This is a genomic window from Janthinobacterium sp. BJB401, from assembly GCF_013372745.1.
In the GTDB taxonomy this organism is placed as follows: Bacteria; Pseudomonadota; Gammaproteobacteria; order Burkholderiales; family Burkholderiaceae_D; genus Janthinobacterium; species Janthinobacterium rivuli.
In genome coordinates, this window is the sequence record NZ_JABXFH010000075.1 from 1 (window position 1) to 15788 (window position 15788).

The following is a 15788-nucleotide window of genomic DNA, read 5'->3' on the forward strand; positions in this document are numbered from 1 at the left end:
TGTCTGGCGCTGTCTGCTTACGCGCGCGGTGACACAAATACGTGTTGCAGCTGTTCCAAATTGATACATGGGCGGCCGGATGTGGGGCATAAGTGCATGGCATGGCATTTGCTCTTCTTGGGTATTGACTAAAAAACCAAGGAGACCAGCATGACCTATTCCATTCGTACCCTGCTCGGCGTTGCCGCCGCCGGCGCCGTTGCCCTCACTTCCCTGCTGACCTTGCCGCATGCCTATGCGCACGGCAATGTCACGCCGCAAGGCGTCGACACCACCGGCTTGCCCAAGGTGGGCGACAAGTGGCTCGAACAAAACCCGTATCGTGGCAACAAGCTGGCCTTGACTGTAGGCACCTCGGCCTACAACCAGAATTGCGCTCGCTGCCACGGCATCGAAGCCATTTCGGGCGGCATCGCACCGGATTTGCGCCAGTTGGACCGCGATTGTTTTGGTATCAAGAATGAGACAAAGAAACAGGCTTGCTACAAGGAGACGGACAATTACTACCTGACCACCATCCGCCACGGTAAAGTGCGCAATGGCGCCGTGTACATGCCGCCGTTCGAAGGCGTATTCAACCAGGAAGCCATGTGGGCCATCAAGACCTATCTGGAAACCCGTAGAGAATCGAACTGATCACGAAGGAGTCCCATGCGTTCATTTCAATTCCGCAGCGCGCGCGCGATGATCTCGCTCGCTTGTCTGGCGCTGTGCGCAGCCGCGCCGGCGCGTGCCGACTGGCAGAAAGTGCAGCAGTCGGGCAGCCTGAAAGTGGCTGTGTACAACGAGTTCGCGCCATTTTCCGACAAGGGGGCGGGCATCGATATCGACATCGCCGAAGCGCTGGCGAAAAAGTTGGGCTTGAAACTGAGCTTGCTGCCATTTCCCGCCGGCGAAAACCTGAACGATGACTTGCGCAATATGGTGTGGAAGGGGCATTACCTCGGTTATGGTCCCGCCGATGTGATGTTGCATGTGCCCGTCGACAAGAAGTTGATGGCGGATAACGACAAGGTCGAGATCTTCGCGCCGTATTACGTGGAAACCGTGCGCCTGGCGCGCAGTGCGCAAGCGGTGCCGCAATTCGATGGCGTCGCTACGCTGGCTGGCAAGCGCATCGGTGTGGAAAAGGTATCGATCGCCGCCATGCTGATGCTGGGCGAAGATAATGGCAAGTACCGCGACGATGTGCGCATTTTCGATACGGCCGCCGAAGCCTTGCAACAATTGCAGGCGGGCAAGCTCGACGCCGTGCTGGCCAATCGTTCGGAAATCGAATCGGTGCTGAAAAGCGATCCCGCTTTCCCCCTGAGCGAAGTGGCGTTCGCCCGCCTGCCGCGCGCGGGCTGGGCCGTGGGCCTGGCCGTCAGCAAGCAACAACTCGACGTGGCCAGGTTGCTGCAGGCAGCCATGAACGAGATGGCGGCCAGCGGCGAATTGAAAACCATCTTTGAAAAGTATGGCGTGAAGGAAGCGCGGCCGTAACAGTCCATGCTGTATGTGAAGCCCGCACATCGGAAGATGTACGGGCTTTTTGTTTTAGAAACTGTACTGCGCGCTGACACCTAACAACCAGTTGCGTCCCGGCGCCGCTTCATAGTAGCGTTTGTTACTGTCGCCGACGATGACGGAGCCCACGTAGGTCTTGTCGAAAAGATTGTTCAGGCGGGCAAATTCCTTGAAGCGCCAATTCCCCACGTTTTGTTTGGCGTTGAAGCGCGCATTGAACACCGTATAGCCGGGCGCCGGTTTTTCGATGTTGCTGTCTTCCGCGTAGACCTGGTTGCTGGCCACGCTTTCCAGCGCCGCGCCAAAACGGTCAAGTGTGTCTTTCCAGGCCAGTTCCGCGAACAGATTGGCGCTGGGCACGCCCGGCAAGCGGCTGCCTTCGCGCACGCTGCCAAACGCCTGGTCATACACGGCGTGCAGGCTGGTCAGTGCCACTTTTGTCGTGAAGCCATATGGCAAGTTCGAGTCCAGCGACACTTCCATACCCTGACGCAAGGTTTTACCTGCATTGCGATAGCTGGTGCGCCCGCCGCTGGACTTGTCGACCACCAGCTCGTCGTTGGTCTTGATCTGGAACACGGCCGCGTTTACGTGGGTGTTGTTGGCGATTCTGGCCTTGATGCCCGCTTCCAGGTTGGTGCTGGTGGCTGGTTTCAACTGGTAATTGAAGCCGCCACCGGTGCCCGAGTAAAACAGTTCATTCAAGGTAGGTGCCTCAAAACCGCGCGCGGCGCTGGCGTAGACGTTGACGTTCGGCGTCAGTTTATACAGCAGACCCAGCACCGGTGTCGTGTGGCTGAACTCCAGGCTGCCGCTGTCGTTGCCATTGCTGAGATAGTGGTCGTCGACCGCCACTTTCATCTTGCTGTAGCGCAAACCTGCACTGAGCAGCCATGGGCCGCTTTGCCATTCCGCCTGGATATAGGGATCGAGGCTGGAAACGACATTCTGCTCGTCGCGGCGCAGCTTGCCTTTTACGCCAAACGTGTTGCCGATGTAATTTTCATAGCCCGTGCGGTCGTCGCTGGAGCGGCCGTAATCGATGCCGATGGTCGTGCTCAGCTTGCCGCCTGCCAACTGGTTCACGTGCAGCCAGTTGGTGTCGATGCCGTAGAACTCACGCTGGAAGTCGACCACGCCGCCTGAATGTGTGAGTACTCCATTAATAGTTTGATTTTGTAGGAACTTGGAGAAGGCCTGATATTGGATCACGTCGCGGTTGCCGCCATACACCATTACATGCAGGCGGTCGTCGCCGAACGACTGTTCATAGGTGGCGCCGATTTGCTGGTGGTCGATACTCTTGCGCGTGTTGTAGCGCTCGGCCAGGGTGAGCTTCGGGTTCTGCGTGTCGCTCGCATCGGTTTCTCCGGCGCGCGGGTCGCGGGCAAACGTGGCCCAGGTGGCGCCCAGCGGATCTTGTGTGTTGCCCTGATGCAGGCTGTTGGCGACGATGGTCAGCTTGCTGTCCGCCGTCGGCTTGACGGTGATCTTGCCGAACGCCTGTTCGCGCGTGGCGGCGCTGTGGTCGCGGAAACCATCGGTGCGGAAGCGCGAGCCGTCGAGCACGTAGCCGATGCCGCCTGCCTGGCCTTGCGCCGTCAAGTCCACCTTGTTGGTGCCGTAGCTGCCGCCCACCACATTCAATTCGACGGACGGGGGATTTTGTCCATCTTTGGAAAACAGCTGGATCACGCCGCCCGAATGGTTGCCGTAGATGGCAGAAAACGGTCCGCGCAGCACTTCGATGCGCTCGGCCGTATCGAGGTTGAACGTGGCGGCCTGGCCCTGGCCATCGGGCATGCTGGCGGGAATGCCATCGCTGATCAGCTTGACGCCGCGCACGCCGAAGGCCGAGCGGGCGCCGAAGCCGCGCGACGAGATCTGCAAGTCTTGCGCGAAGTTCTGGCGGTTTTGCACAACCAGCCCTGGCACGGCGGCCAGCGCTTCCGACGCGTTGACGCGGATTTGGCCATCCTGGATGCGGGCGCTGTCGACCACGTCGATCGAGGCCGGCACTTCCTGGCTGGGGTGGGCGATGCGGCTGCCGCTGACGACCACCGTATCCATCAGTTGCCCGTTGGCCAGGTCAGCTGCCTCGGCGGCAAAGACGTGGGGGGCGAGGGTGGCGCTGCCGGCGACAAACAGGCTGGCGATGGTGTTCAGGCGGAAACGATGCTGCATGCGGATTCTCCAATGTGAATAAAAGCCTGCTTTGGTCGCGTGCGCGGCGCAGGTCTGCATAGTTGTATCAAGCAATATGCCTGCCATGTCTCCATTGGTGGGCTGAAATTATACGCGTGTCAGTGGCACGGCGTTTGCATGCAGCAATGTTCAGATGCGCCGATGCCGCGCGCTTTTCCTGTGTTTTGCCATCGAAAGGTGATTATGCCCAACTTCTTCCTGCGCTTGCGCCAAGTTTTCTGGCTGTTGCCGGCGCTCGCCAGCACCGCCGTCCAGGCCGCTCCCTTTGCTTATGTCCCCAATGAAAAATCGGGCACCCTGAGCGTGATCGATACGGCGACCGACCAGGTCGTGCGCCAGATCGCCGCAGGCAAGCGTCCGCGCGGCATTGCCGCCGACCCCAGCGGGCGGCAATTGTTTGTCACGGACGCGGCCAGCAGCGCCTTGCTGCTGATCGATAACGCTGGCGGCGCGCCCGTGCGCACGGTGGCGCTGGGCAAGTCGCCGGAAGGTGTCAGCGCCTCGCAAGATGGTAGTCATGTGGCCGTGGCCGTCGAGGAAAACAATAGTGTGGCCTTGCTCGACGGGCATACAGGCAGCTTGCTTGCCGATATCAAGGTGCACGGACGTAACCCGGAACATGCCGTTTTCAGCCCCGATGGGCGCTGGCTGCTGGTCAGTGCGGAAGAGGCCGAGCAAGTCGACGTCATTGATGTGGCACAACGCCGCCAGGTGGCGTCCATTGCCGTGGGACTGCGCCCGCGCGGCATCGGCTTCAGTCCGGACTCGGGCCGTGCCTACGTGGCGTGCGAACTGGTCAATGCCGTCTACGTCATCGACATGGCCGCGCGCAAGGCCATCGCCACCATTCCTGCGGGCAAGAATGCCAACGGCATCGTGGTCCATCCCGGCGGCAAGCAGGTGTATGTCTCGAACGGTATCGATGGCACGGTGATGGTGATCGACACGGCCAGTCATCAGGTCACGGCCACCATTCCCGTCGGCAAGCGCCCGTGGAATATGGCCATCACGCCCGATGGCGCCAAGCTGTACGTGGCCAATGGCCGCTCGAACAGCGTTTCCGTCATCGACACGGCCAGCGCGCAGAAGGTGGCCGATATTGCCGTGGGCGAATTGCCATGGGGCGTGGTGATTCGCTAGTGGCACAGGCGCAGGTGTTCCAGTCTGGTACACCTGTTCCATTGTGCAGCGGCTCAAGCCCGGGCATGCGCTGAAAAGCGCGCCGGTATTGATGCCGCGCCCTTGCAACAAGAGTAAAACCGGCTAAGTTTGTAGTGGGATGGCGAGCTGGCACGGCATTTGCGGAAGACTCCGTGTACTCACCCCATCTGTACCAGGACGTTTAATTTTAATTAAGTAATTCCATTCTAATTAACCCGATAGAGGACGACATGAATCTCGCAGACATCAGCAAACTGGGCGTAGCCAATCCCTTCAAACAACGCTATGACAATTACATCGGCGGCAAATTTGTTGCCCCAGTAAAAGGTGAATACTTTCCTAACATCACGCCGATCACCGGCTTGCCGTTTTGCGAAATCGCCCGCTCCACGGCGGAAGACGTCGAACTGGCGCTGGACGCCGCGCATGCCGCCAAGGATGCCTGGGGCAAGACCTCGCCTGCCGAGCGCGCCAATATCCTGAACCGCATCGCCGACCGCATCGAGCAGAACCTGAGCCTGATCGCCACGGCGGAAACCATTGACAACGGCAAGCCGATCCGCGAAACGATGAATGCCGACATTCCGCTGGCCATCGACCATTTCCGTTATTTTGCCGGCTGCATCCGCGCGCAGGAAGGTTCTGTCGCGCAAATCGATGCGGAAACCTATGCCTACCACTACCACGAGCCGCTCGGTGTCGTGGGTCAGATCATTCCGTGGAATTTCCCGATTCTGATGGCCGTGTGGAAACTGGCGCCAGCCCTGGCCGCCGGCAATTGCGTGGTACTTAAGCCGGCCGAGCAGACGCCAGCGTCCATCATGGTGTTGATCGAGCTGATCGGCGACCTGCTGCCGCCGGGCGTGTTGAACATCATCAACGGTTTCGGCCTGGAAGCGGGCAAGCCGCTGGCGTCGAGCAAGCGCATCGCCAAGATCGCCTTTACGGGCGAAACGGGCACGGGCCGTTTGATCATGGGCTACGCCGCGCAAAACCTGATTCCCGTCACCCTGGAGCTGGGCGGCAAGTCGCCGAACATCTTCTTTGAAGACGTGATGGATGCGGACGACGAGTATTTCGACAAGTGCCTGGAAGGTTTTGCCATGTTCGCGCTGAACCAGGGCGAAGTGTGCACCTGCCCATCGCGCGTGCTGATCCAGGAATCGATCTACGAGAAATTCATCGAACGCGCCCTGAAGCGCGTGGCGGCCATCAAGCAGGGCAACCCGCTTGACTCGTCCACCATGATCGGTGCGCAGGCGTCGCAGGAGCAGCTGGAAAAAATCCTGTCCTACCTCGACATCGGCCGCCAGGAAGGCGCCGAAGTGCTGGCCGGCGGCGAGCGCAATACGCAGGCGGGCGACCTGGAAGGCGGCTACTACGTGCGTCCGACCGTGTTCAAGGGCAATAACAAGATGCGTATCTTCCAGGAAGAAATCTTCGGGCCCGTCGTGTCCGTGACCACCTTCAAGGATGAGGCCGATGCGCTGGCGATTGCCAACGACACCTTGTACGGCCTCGGTGCCGGCCTGTGGACGCGTGACGGTTCGCGCGCCTTCCGTATGGGACGCGCCATCCAGGCGGGCCGCGTGTGGACCAATTGCTACCACCTGTATCCGGCCCACGCCGCGTTCGGTGGTTACAAGCAATCGGGTATCGGCCGCGAAAACCACAAGATGATGCTCGATCACTACCAGCAAACGAAGAACTTGCTGGTGAGCTATAGCCCGAAAGCGCTGGGCTTCTTCTAAACCTGTACACGCGCCGCGCCTGTCAATCCAGGCGCGGCGCGCAGAAAGGGATGCCATGAGTGCAGCAATTGCCCGGGTGGTCGCCACCGATGCGGCGCTGGAAATGATGGACAAGTTGCGCCAGCGTCACGGCCCGCTGATGTTTTTCCAGTCGGGCGGTTGCTGCGACGGCAGCGCGCCCATGTGCTATGCGCTGGGCGAGTTCGATGTCAGCGATACCGATATCTATCTCGGCAATTTGAATGACACACCGTTTTACATGGGACTCGAGCAATTCGAGTACTGGGAGCATACCCAGTTGATTATCGATGTGGTCGATGGCAATGGCGGCATGTTTTCACTCGACAACGGCACGGGCAAGCGCTTTTTGACGCGCTCGCGCCTGTTCACCGATGAAGAGTGCGCGCTGTTGCATGCCCAGCCGCATGAGCACCGCAAGACTTGATACATACACATACTAATAAAACAGAGGGAGATGATTGTGCAGAAAAAAATCATGGGGATCGTCGTCGGTTTGGGATTGGCATCCTTGGCCTCATTGGTCCAGGCGGCCGACGTGGGCAATGTCACGAATGCCATGCTCGACAGCACGGCGAAGAATCCGGCCAGCGTGCTGTCGTTTGGCATGGGCACGCAGGGCCAGCGTTATTCGCCGTTGACGCAAATCAATGACAAGACCGTGGCCAAGCTGGTGCCGGCCTGGTCGTTCTCGTTTGGCGGCGAAAAACAGCGTGGCCAGGAATCGCAGCCGCTGATTCATAATGGCAAGATGTTCGTCACGGCCTCGTATTCGCGTATCTTTGCCGTCGACTTGAAAACGGGCGCCAAGCTGTGGAAGTATGAGCATCGCTTGCCGGACGGCATCATGCCCTGCTGCGACGTGGTCAACCGCGGTGCCGCCCTGTACGGCAACCTGGTGATTTTCGGCACGCTCGACGCCTACCTGGTGGCGCTGGACCAGAACACGGGCAAGATCGTCTGGAAGGAAAAAGTCGACGACTATGCGGCTGGCTACTCGATGACGGCCGCGCCGCTGATCGCCGAAGGCTTGCTGCTGACGGGCGTGTCGGGCGGCGAATTCGGCATCGTCGGCCGGGTCGAAGCGCGCAACCCGATGACGGGCGACCTCGTGTGGAGCCGGCCGACGGTAGAGGGCCATATGGGCCACCGCTACGACAAGGATGGCAAAGCGATCGATAACGGCATTTCGGGAACGGTGAACAAGACCTGGCCGGGCGACTTGTGGAAAACGGGCGGCGCCTCGACGTGGATGGGCGGCACCTACGATCCGCAAACCAAGCTCGCGTATTTTGGCACCGGCAACCCGGCGCCTTGGAACAGCCACTTGCGTCCCGGCGACAACCTGTACTCGTCCTCCACCGTGGCGCTCGACGTGAAAACGGGGCAGATCAAGTGGGCGTATCAAAACACGCCGAACGATGCCTGGGATTTCGACGGCGCCAACGAATTCGTCACCTTCGACATGGATGGCAAGCGCTACGGCGGCAAGGCCGACCGCAACGGTTTCTTTTATGTGATCGACGCCAACACGGGCAAGCTGCAGAACGCCTTTCCGTTTGTGAAGAAAATCACCTGGGCCAGCAGCATCGACCTGAAGACGGGCCGGCCAAACTACATCGCCGCCGGCCGTCCTGGCGACCCGACCAAGGGAGAGGAGGGCAAGAAGGGCACGACCGTGTTTGCCGCACCCGCTTTCCTCGGCGCCAAAAACCAGATGCCGATGGCGTACTCGCCGCAAACCAAGCTGTTCTATGTGCCGGCGAACGAATGGGGCATGGACATCTGGAACGAGCCGATCAGCTACAAGAAGGGCGGCGCTTTCCTCGGTGCCGGTTTCACCATCAAGCCCTTGTTTGACGACTACATCGGCGCCATGCGCGCCGTCGATCCGAAGACGGGCAAGATCGTGTGGGAAATCAAGAACAACGCGCCGCTCTGGGGCGGCGTGATGAGCACGGCCGGCAACCTGGTGTTCTACGGCACGCCGGAAGGTTTCCTGAAAGCCGTCGATGCGAAGACGGGCAAGGAGCTGTGGAAATTCCAGACGGGCTCCGGCGTCGTGGCGCCGCCCGTCACCTGGCAGGATGGCGACACGCAATATGTAGCCGTCGTTTCCGGCTGGGGTGGCGCGGTGCCGTTGTGGGGCGGCGAAGTGGCGAAGAAAGTCAACTTCCTGGAGCAGGGCGGTTCCGTGTGGGTTTTCAAGCTGGCATCGAAGTAACGGGGTGAAGCATCCGGGCCACTCGGATGGGTGTCTCCCTGTCCGCCGGGTGTTTTCTTTTTGCTGACGGCCCAGGCCGTCAGTTTTTTGTTTACCTGGATGCCCGATACGCCTGCTTGCGGTCAAAAAATGAACACTGTCAGTGGCGATTGATCCGCTGCTGCACACCTTAAATACACTTTTTCTCTTTCTCCCTCTGGGCCGTGCTGGGCACGCTTATTGCCAAAGCTTGAGGTACATCAATCACTGGTGTGCACACTAAAAACAGAGAAGAAAGAGGAGAAGCAATGAACACATGGATCAAGCTGGGGAGCCTCGGTGTCATGACAATCGCAGCGGTGGGACAGGCGCAAGCCGTCGATATCAAGACTGGCGACTGGACCGTGTCGGTGGGCGGCATCGTCAACGCCTACTACACGCAAGTGTCGTGTTCGGGCGATGCGGTGGGCGGACTGGCGCTGGGCGGCCAGGCGCTCGGTTGTGGCGGCGAGAAGGACCGCACCACCATCGGCAATGGCTTGCTGCCGAACGGCTTGATCACCTCGGCTTCATCGCGGCTGGGCGAGTACGACGTGAAAGCCTTGATCGGCATCTACAACTCGACGGCCACGGACAGCGCCATCAGCCAGAACAGCGTGGTCGACGTGCGCCAGGCCTTCTTTACGTTTGGCAATGAGCACATGGGCACCTTCAAGCTGGGCCGCGACTATGGCATCTTCGGCGCAAATGCGATTTTGTCCGACATGACCTTATTGGGCTCGGGCGCACCGGTGCAGGCGACGCAGCGGGGCCGGGTGACCCTGGGCCATATCGGCGCCGGCTATACCTATCTGGGCAACTATGGCCAGATCATGTACAGCTCGCCGAAGTCGGGCGGCGTTGGCGTCGACGTGGCGCTGGTCAGCCCCGTCTCCGATACGCCCATCGTGGCAGGTTCGACCTATTCCTCGAAGTCGAGTCCGCAAGTGCAGGCGCAGCTGACGTATGCGCAAGAAGGCTTGAAAGCCTGGCTGGGCGTGAAGTCGCAAAAATTCACCTCGAAAACGCCGGGTGTCGATGACTTGACCATGCGCGGCGTGGAAGTGGGCGGCTCGTACCAGATGGGCCCAGCTGGCGTGCTGCTCAACTTCCAGGGCGGCAAAGGGCTCGGCATCTTGTCCGATGCGGACCAGGGCGATACCAAGTCCAAGAACTGGTTGCTGCAAGGCACGTATAAAACGACGGACAAGCTGAAGCTGGGCTTGTCCTACGGCATCAGCAAGAACGACGACAACACGGCCGGCACGGGCGGCTTGAAGTCGAACGCCAACCTGACCCTGGGCGCGTATTACTCGCTCAACAGCGCGATCACCCTGGTGGGCGAGCTGGGCCAGACGCGCTCGAAAGGCTTTACGGGCGGCGAGGCAAAGATGAATGGCGTGTCCCTGGGCGGCATTATTTTCTTCTAACCAATAAATGCGGCGCCTTGCGACAGGGCGCCGCACGGAGCACCATGCATGCGGATAATGCGCTTGTTCATAGCTTGCTGGCTATTCCTGTTCATTCTGGGACAGGCGTGGGCAGGCGTGCTGACCAAAGCCGAACTGGCGCGGCGCTTTCCTGCGCCCATCGTCGTCGGCGACAAGGAGGCCGATTTGCCCGTCTGGCCCTTGTTACGGCAAAACGCCACGGCCACGGAACTGGCCGGCTACGTTTTCGAATCGGTGGACCTGGCGCCGATTCCCGGCTTTTCCGGCGTGCCCGTCAATCTGCTGATCGCCATCGATCCGAAAGGCAGTTTTCTCGACGTCGCCGTGCTGTCCCAGCACGAACCCGTGTTTCTCGATGGCCTAGGTGAAGCGCCGCTGTTTCAATTCGTCAAACAGTACCAGGGCTTGTCGCTGAAACAGAATATCGCCATCGATGCAAGAACCAAACGCGCGCCAGATGCGACCCATGCCGATATCGATGGCGTGTCGAAGGCCACGGCCTCCGTGCGCATCATCAACCAAAGTGTGCTCGCGTCGGCATTGAAAGTGTCGCGCAAAAAACTGGGTTTCGCGCAAGGCCGCGACCCGGACCAGATCGCCCGCATTCGCATGGAAGTATTCGAAAAACGCAGCGTGATGCAAATGCTCGTACAGGGCTTGATCCAGCATGTGCGTTTGAGCAACAAGGAGGTGGAGACTTTGTTTGCCGGCAGTCCCGGCGCGTGGCTCGATGTGGAAGCCACGCGCGAACCGGACGGCGTGTTCATCGACCTGTACCTGGCGTATGTATCCGTGCCCAGCGTTGGGCGCAATCTGTTGACGGAGCGCAGCTGGAACAAATTGCGCAACCGGCTCGACGAGGGCGACCACGCCATCCTTGTCATGTCGCGCGGGCGCTACAGCGTGCTGGGCGACGATTTCGTGCGCGGCACCGTGCCGGATCGCTTGTTGCTGAAGCAGGATGGCTTGCCCATCGACATGCGCGACCTGGACCTGGAATTGAGCTTGTCCGATACGGCTACGTTGCCGACGGAAAATGTCGCCGTGTTTCGCATCATCAGCCAGGCGGGGCTCGATGCGGCCAGTCCGCTGGCGTTCACGCTACCGATCACGCGCAGCAAGGGCATCGTGTATCCGGAACGCATCGCGCGCAACGTCGATTTCAGCTACCGTTTGCCCGCTGATTTTTATATGGCGCCGCAAGGCGACGATGCCACGTGGCGTGGCACGTGGAAGAGCCGCAAGGCTGAGTTGCTGCTCTTGCTCGCCGGGCTGGCGCTGCTGGCCGGCGCATTAGCATGGCAGAAACGCCTGGTGCGCGCTGGTCGCCAATTTGCCTGGTTCCGCCGGCTGTTCCTGTTGTTTACCATCGGCTTTATCGGCTATTACGCGCAGGGGCAGTTATCGATTGTCAATATCACGGGTGTCATCCAGGCGCTGCTGGCGGGGCGCACCCTGGGCTTCATCCTGTTCGATCCGATGACGGTGATCCTGTGGGCCTTCGTGCTGCTCAGTCTGTTTATCTGGGGGCGCGGCACGTTTTGCGGCTGGCTGTGTCCGTTTGGCGCGCTGCAGGAATTCACTGGCAAGCTGGGCCAGTTGCTGCGCTTGCCGCAGTGGAAGATCAAGCCGCACCTGGACGGGCGCTTGAAATGGATCAAGTATGGCTTGCTGGCGGCCATACTTGGCAGCAGCCTATTTCCCAGCCAGTTCACCGACAAGCTGGTCGAGCTGGAGCCATTCAAGACGGCCATTACCCTGAACTTCGTGCGTGCCTGGCCGTTCGTCGCGTATGCCGTGGGCTTGTTGCTGCTCAGCAGTGTTTCCTATAAATTCTTTTGCTGCTATCTGTGCCCATTTGGCGCTGCGCTGGCGCTGCTGGGGCGCTTTCGCCTGTTCAACTGGATTCCGCGGCGCAAGGAATGCGGCACACCGTGCCAGACTTGCCGCCACCGTTGCGAACATCACGCCATCGCGCCCAGTGGGAAAATCGATTACGGTGAGTGTTTCCAGTGCATGGATTGCGTGGTGATTTACGCCAGCGATGAAAAATGCGCACCCTTGATGCTGGAAATCAAGCGTGCCCGCACCATTCCCATCGTCCGGGCCACGGCAGAGGAGAGCAGCGATGCAGCGTAGAACGTTTATTTCCGCAGCGATCGGCAGCGTGGCCGGCATGGCGGGCGTTATTTTGCCTGGCAGCATGGCGCGCGGCACGGCCACGGCATCCGGCGTGCGGCCTTATCAAGGCGCCGCGTTGGCGTTTGGCACCACGATCGCCATCACCGTGTTGCACCACGATCAGCGCCAGGCGGAACTGGCCGTTGAAGACGCCTTGCATGCGGCCAGGAATATCGACCGCTTGATGAGTATTTACAGCCCGGCCAGCCAAGTCTTTCAGCTGAACCGCGATGGCCGCCTGGCCCGGCCGGACGCGCATCTGCTGGCCGTGCTGTCGCAGGCGCAAGCCTTGTCGCAATGGAGCGATGGGGCGTTTGATATCACCGTGCAGCCTTTATGGCAGCTGTTTCGCGCGGCGGCAGACCAGGCAAGCTTGCCGACGGACACATTGCGGCGCGCAGCGCAGGCGCGGGTAGGCTGGCGGCAACTGGCGTGGGATAGCCGGGAAGTGCGTTTCCTTCGGCCTGGCATGGCGCTGACCTTGAATGGCCTGGCGCAAGGTTATGCGGCGGACATGGCGCTGGCCGCCGTGCAGGCGCGCGGCATACGGCACGCCTTGCTGGACACGGGCGAATTCGTTGCGCGCGGACAGCGTTCCGTACGCCGCCCGTGGACCCTGGGTATCCAGGATCCGCGTGACGCAGAAATACTCGCGGCCACCTTGAAAGTGGAAGGGCGCAGCGTGGCCACGTCGGGCGATTACGAGTGTACGTTCACGCCCGACTTCGTACATCACCACATTTTCGATCCATCGAAGGGCGATTCTCCGCGCGAACTGGCCAGCGTGACCGTGCTGGCGCCCACGGGCTTGCTGGCCGATGGCTTGTCGACGACCTTCATGGTGACGGGCGCGGCGCGCGCGCATGCGATGGCCGCGCAAATGGAAGGCGTTGACCTGATGACCATCGACAAGCAGGGCCGGCGTGAGATGTCGCCCGGCTTTTCCCTTCTAATGTAGGCTATTTCAGATGCGGCACCTTGCGATAGATCGTGTTGCGGGACACGCCCAGGGCCCGCGCCGTGGCCGAGACATTGCCACCGTGGGCATCGAGCGATTTGAGAATGACGCTTTGTTCCATTTCTTCCAGATTGGCGCCGGCCGCGATCATACGGTCCGTGCTGGCGCTGGCGGCAGTCGCTTGCGTCATTTCAATATCGTCGAGGAAATCATCGGGCATGTGGCGCAGACAGATTTCATGTTCGTCACCCGCCATGACGATGGCCGTGCGCAACAGGTTCGTCAACTGGCGGAAGTTGCCCGGCCATTTATGCTGGTGGAACATGCGCAGAATATCCGGCGCCACCGTGTAGCGCGTGTCGGGTGCTTCCGTGGCGAGGATTTTTTTTACGACCGTGTCCAGGTCCGTGCGCTCGCGCAGCGGCGGCAGTTTTACTACCAGGCCATTCAGGCGGTAATACAAATCTTCGCGGAACAGGCCCTTGGCCATGCGTTCGCGCAAGTTGTGATTCGTGGCACAAATGAGTTCCACATTGACGGTGATCGATTTGCTGCTGCCCAGCGGCGTAACCATGCGTTCCTGCAACACGCGCAACAGCCGCGCCTGCAAGCCAAACGGCATGTCGCCGATTTCATCGAGGAACAGGGTGCCGCCATTGGCTTGCAGGATCTTGCCGGTGGCGCCTTTCTTGCGCGCACCCGTAAACGCCCCGTCCTCATAGCCGAACAGTTCGGATTCGATCAGGGTTTCCGGAATCGATGCGCAATTGACGGCAATGAACGGCCCCATGGCCCGTGGCGAATCGTTGTGGATGGCTTGCGCCAGCAATTCCTTGCCCGTGCCCGTTTCGCCCATGACGAGGATGGGGATGTCGCGTCCCAATACCTTGTTGACCTTTTCGATCACCAGTTCCAGTTGCGGGTCGCCCGTGCGCAGATAGCGCAGGCCGGACAGGCGGCGCGCCGCGTTTGCCGCATGGCTGGCCGGCGCGGGAACCTGTGCCGATGCGGCGTTGATATCGCTCTGATCGATGCTGGCAGCAAAGCCGTGCTGGAAGACGCTATTGGACAGGCGCAACTGCGCACGTCCATACACGCGCACGCCGCTGTGCATGCACAGGTTCAGCAAACCGGGCGAGGTCGTGCGGTAATGGTCGTACAGGGCGGATACGGGCAAGCCAAACAGGGAACTGAAGGTGTGTGATTGCAGCGCGGCAAATGACAGGCCCAGCTGAAACAGGCCATTCTTGTTGGCGGATAAAAACCGTCCGCCCGGCGTGAACGAGGCGATGCCTTCCATCAATGTGCCGATGAATTCGGGGCGCGCGTGGAAGTGCACGGTGATGGCATCTTCGAAGGTGGCGGAAAACAGCTGGTTCTCGATCATCAGCGCCGACATGCGCACGAGGGCCATCGTATGCTTGTGGAAACTACGCTGGTCGCTCGATACGTCCAGCACGCCGATGACGTTGCCCCGGTGGTCGGTGATCGGTGCGGCGGAGCACGTGAGGAAATGATTGGCGGCCAGGTAATGCTGATCCGCATGGACCAAGGTCGGTACTTTTTCCGTGATGGCCGTGCCGATGGCATTCGTGCCGCGGCTTTGTTCCGACCATGCCACGCCCGGTTGCAAAGCGACCCGGTTGGCTTTTTCCAGAAAATCATCGTCACCCAGTGAATGCACGATGACGCCGTTGGCATCCGTCAAGATCACCATATTGTGGGTGTTGACGATTTGCTGGTACAGGGTTTCCATGGCGGGCAGCGCGTGCGTGTGCAGCAAGCGGTTTTGCTCGATCAGCAAGGACAGGTCGGATTTGCCGGCCGGCGTAAAGTCGGGCGTGGCCGTGGGCGACAGGCCAAAGGCGACGGAGCGCTGATGGGAAGTTTCAATGATGACGGGGACGTTGTCCTGTCCTGCCGGCAAAATGTTCGCGTCCGCGATGGACGAAAACGGTGCGCTACGGTAAGTAGCTGACGGTTGATACATGATCTCGTTGCCTCCGTTGGGCCCTGTACCGGGCGCTCTTTTGAATATCGAGAGTGTTCCATAATGTAGCACCTGTCACAGATGGGAGCAAAGCAAAGCGAACCGGGCTATCCCCAGTGTTGCTGCCAGGCCCAGAGTTGCTCCTTTCAGTGGACAGTGCATAGGGCTGTATAAGCAAGTGTGGTGCCAGGGCCGTTTCGCAGGACGGAAAAATAGCGCTTGCAGGGCGTGCGGAGCAGGGCTATAATTCGCCCCCTCGCTGAACGACGCATGCAAATGCAGAGTAAAGCAGGGTGAAAAAAGAAGGTTGACGAAATGCTGC

11 protein-coding genes are annotated in these 15788 nt (G+C 60.2%); 9 read left to right on the forward strand and 2 right to left on the reverse strand.

Features of this window, described 5'->3' with window-relative positions:
* The first annotated feature begins 150 nt into the window (after window positions 1–150).
* Both pedF and HWE17_RS27140 read left to right on the forward strand, forming a co-directional pair.
* Entirely contained in the window at window positions 151–636 is a 486-nt protein-coding gene (pedF, locus tag HWE17_RS27135) for a cytochrome c-550 PedF (RefSeq protein WP_035824926.1), read from the forward strand.
* 15 nt (window positions 637–651) lie between these two features.
* The gene (locus tag HWE17_RS27140) at window positions 652–1485 is read left to right on the forward strand and encodes an ABC transporter substrate-binding protein (RefSeq protein WP_255206406.1); all 834 of its coding nucleotides are present in this window, start codon (window positions 652–654) and stop codon (window positions 1483–1485) included.
* Between the two features lie 54 nt (window positions 1486–1539).
* On the opposite strand, the gene HWE17_RS27145 is transcribed toward HWE17_RS27140, so the two are convergent.
* Window positions 1540–3693: a TonB-dependent receptor gene (locus HWE17_RS27145; protein WP_176390922.1), complete on the reverse strand. Its 2154-nt coding sequence runs from the start codon at window positions 3691–3693 to the stop codon at window positions 1540–1542.
* Between the two features lie 204 nt (window positions 3694–3897).
* On the opposite strand from HWE17_RS27145, the gene HWE17_RS27150 reads away from it, so the two are divergent.
* The 7 genes from HWE17_RS27150 to HWE17_RS27180 all read left to right on the forward strand — a co-directional run bounded on the left by HWE17_RS27150 (window position 3898) and on the right by HWE17_RS27180 (window position 13476).
* Window positions 3898–4854 (forward strand): beta-propeller fold lactonase family protein, encoded by a 957-nt coding sequence (locus HWE17_RS27150; protein ID WP_176390923.1) that lies wholly within the window; start codon window positions 3898–3900, stop codon window positions 4852–4854.
* A 251-nt stretch (window positions 4855–5105) separates the two neighbouring features.
* On the forward strand, window positions 5106–6626 hold the full coding sequence (gene adh / locus HWE17_RS27155; protein WP_128140519.1) for an aldehyde dehydrogenase: 1521 nt from the start codon (window positions 5106–5108) through the stop codon (window positions 6624–6626).
* Between the two features lie 55 nt (window positions 6627–6681).
* The gene (locus tag HWE17_RS27160) at window positions 6682–7071 is read left to right on the forward strand and encodes a DUF779 domain-containing protein (RefSeq protein ID WP_176390924.1); all 390 of its coding nucleotides are present in this window, start codon (window positions 6682–6684) and stop codon (window positions 7069–7071) included.
* A gap of 30 nt (window positions 7072–7101) precedes the next feature.
* Window positions 7102–8868 (forward strand): PQQ-dependent methanol/ethanol family dehydrogenase, encoded by a 1767-nt coding sequence (locus tag HWE17_RS27165; protein WP_255206407.1) that lies wholly within the window; start codon window positions 7102–7104, stop codon window positions 8866–8868.
* A 287-nt stretch (window positions 8869–9155) separates the two neighbouring features.
* A complete protein-coding gene (locus tag HWE17_RS27170) occupies window positions 9156–10316 on the forward strand; it encodes a porin (RefSeq protein WP_176390925.1) in 1161 nt (386 codons plus the stop codon).
* Window positions 10317–10433: 117 nt separating this feature from the next.
* The gene (locus HWE17_RS27175) at window positions 10434–12476 is read left to right on the forward strand and encodes a 4Fe-4S binding protein (RefSeq protein ID WP_369681780.1); all 2043 of its coding nucleotides are present in this window, start codon (window positions 10434–10436) and stop codon (window positions 12474–12476) included.
* A complete protein-coding gene (locus HWE17_RS27180) occupies window positions 12466–13476 on the forward strand; it encodes an FAD:protein FMN transferase (protein ID WP_176390927.1) in 1011 nt (336 codons plus the stop codon). The genes HWE17_RS27175 and HWE17_RS27180 overlap by 11 nt, the downstream gene beginning before the upstream one ends.
* Window position 13477: 1 nt before the next feature.
* Here HWE17_RS27180 and HWE17_RS27185 read toward each other — a convergent pair whose 3' ends face one another.
* Complete coding sequence (locus HWE17_RS27185; RefSeq protein ID WP_255206409.1) at window positions 13478–15466, reverse strand: sigma-54-dependent Fis family transcriptional regulator; 1989 nt, start codon at window positions 15464–15466, stop codon at window positions 13478–13480.
* Window positions 15467–15788: the final 322 nt, after the last annotated feature.

Coding starts and splice junctions, on each gene's coding strand:
- pedF (WP_035824926.1), top strand. CDS start 151: ATGACCTATTCCATTCGTACCCTGCTCGGCGTTGCCGCCGCCGGCGCC.
- HWE17_RS27140 (WP_255206406.1), top strand. CDS start 652: ATGCGTTCATTTCAATTCCGCAGCGCGCGCGCGATGATCTCGCTCGCT.
- HWE17_RS27145 (WP_176390922.1), bottom strand. CDS start 3,693: ATGCAGCATCGTTTCCGCCTGAACACCATCGCCAGCCTGTTTGTCGCC.
- HWE17_RS27150 (WP_176390923.1), top strand. CDS start 3,898: ATGCCCAACTTCTTCCTGCGCTTGCGCCAAGTTTTCTGGCTGTTGCCG.
- adh (WP_128140519.1), top strand. CDS start 5,106: ATGAATCTCGCAGACATCAGCAAACTGGGCGTAGCCAATCCCTTCAAA.
- HWE17_RS27160 (WP_176390924.1), top strand. CDS start 6,682: ATGAGTGCAGCAATTGCCCGGGTGGTCGCCACCGATGCGGCGCTGGAA.
- HWE17_RS27165 (WP_255206407.1), top strand. CDS start 7,102: ATGATTGTGCAGAAAAAAATCATGGGGATCGTCGTCGGTTTGGGATTG.
- HWE17_RS27170 (WP_176390925.1), top strand. CDS start 9,156: ATGAACACATGGATCAAGCTGGGGAGCCTCGGTGTCATGACAATCGCA.
- HWE17_RS27180 (WP_176390927.1), top strand. CDS start 12,466: ATGCAGCGTAGAACGTTTATTTCCGCAGCGATCGGCAGCGTGGCCGGC.
- HWE17_RS27185 (WP_255206409.1), bottom strand. CDS start 15,466: ATGTATCAACCGTCAGCTACTTACCGTAGCGCACCGTTTTCGTCCATC.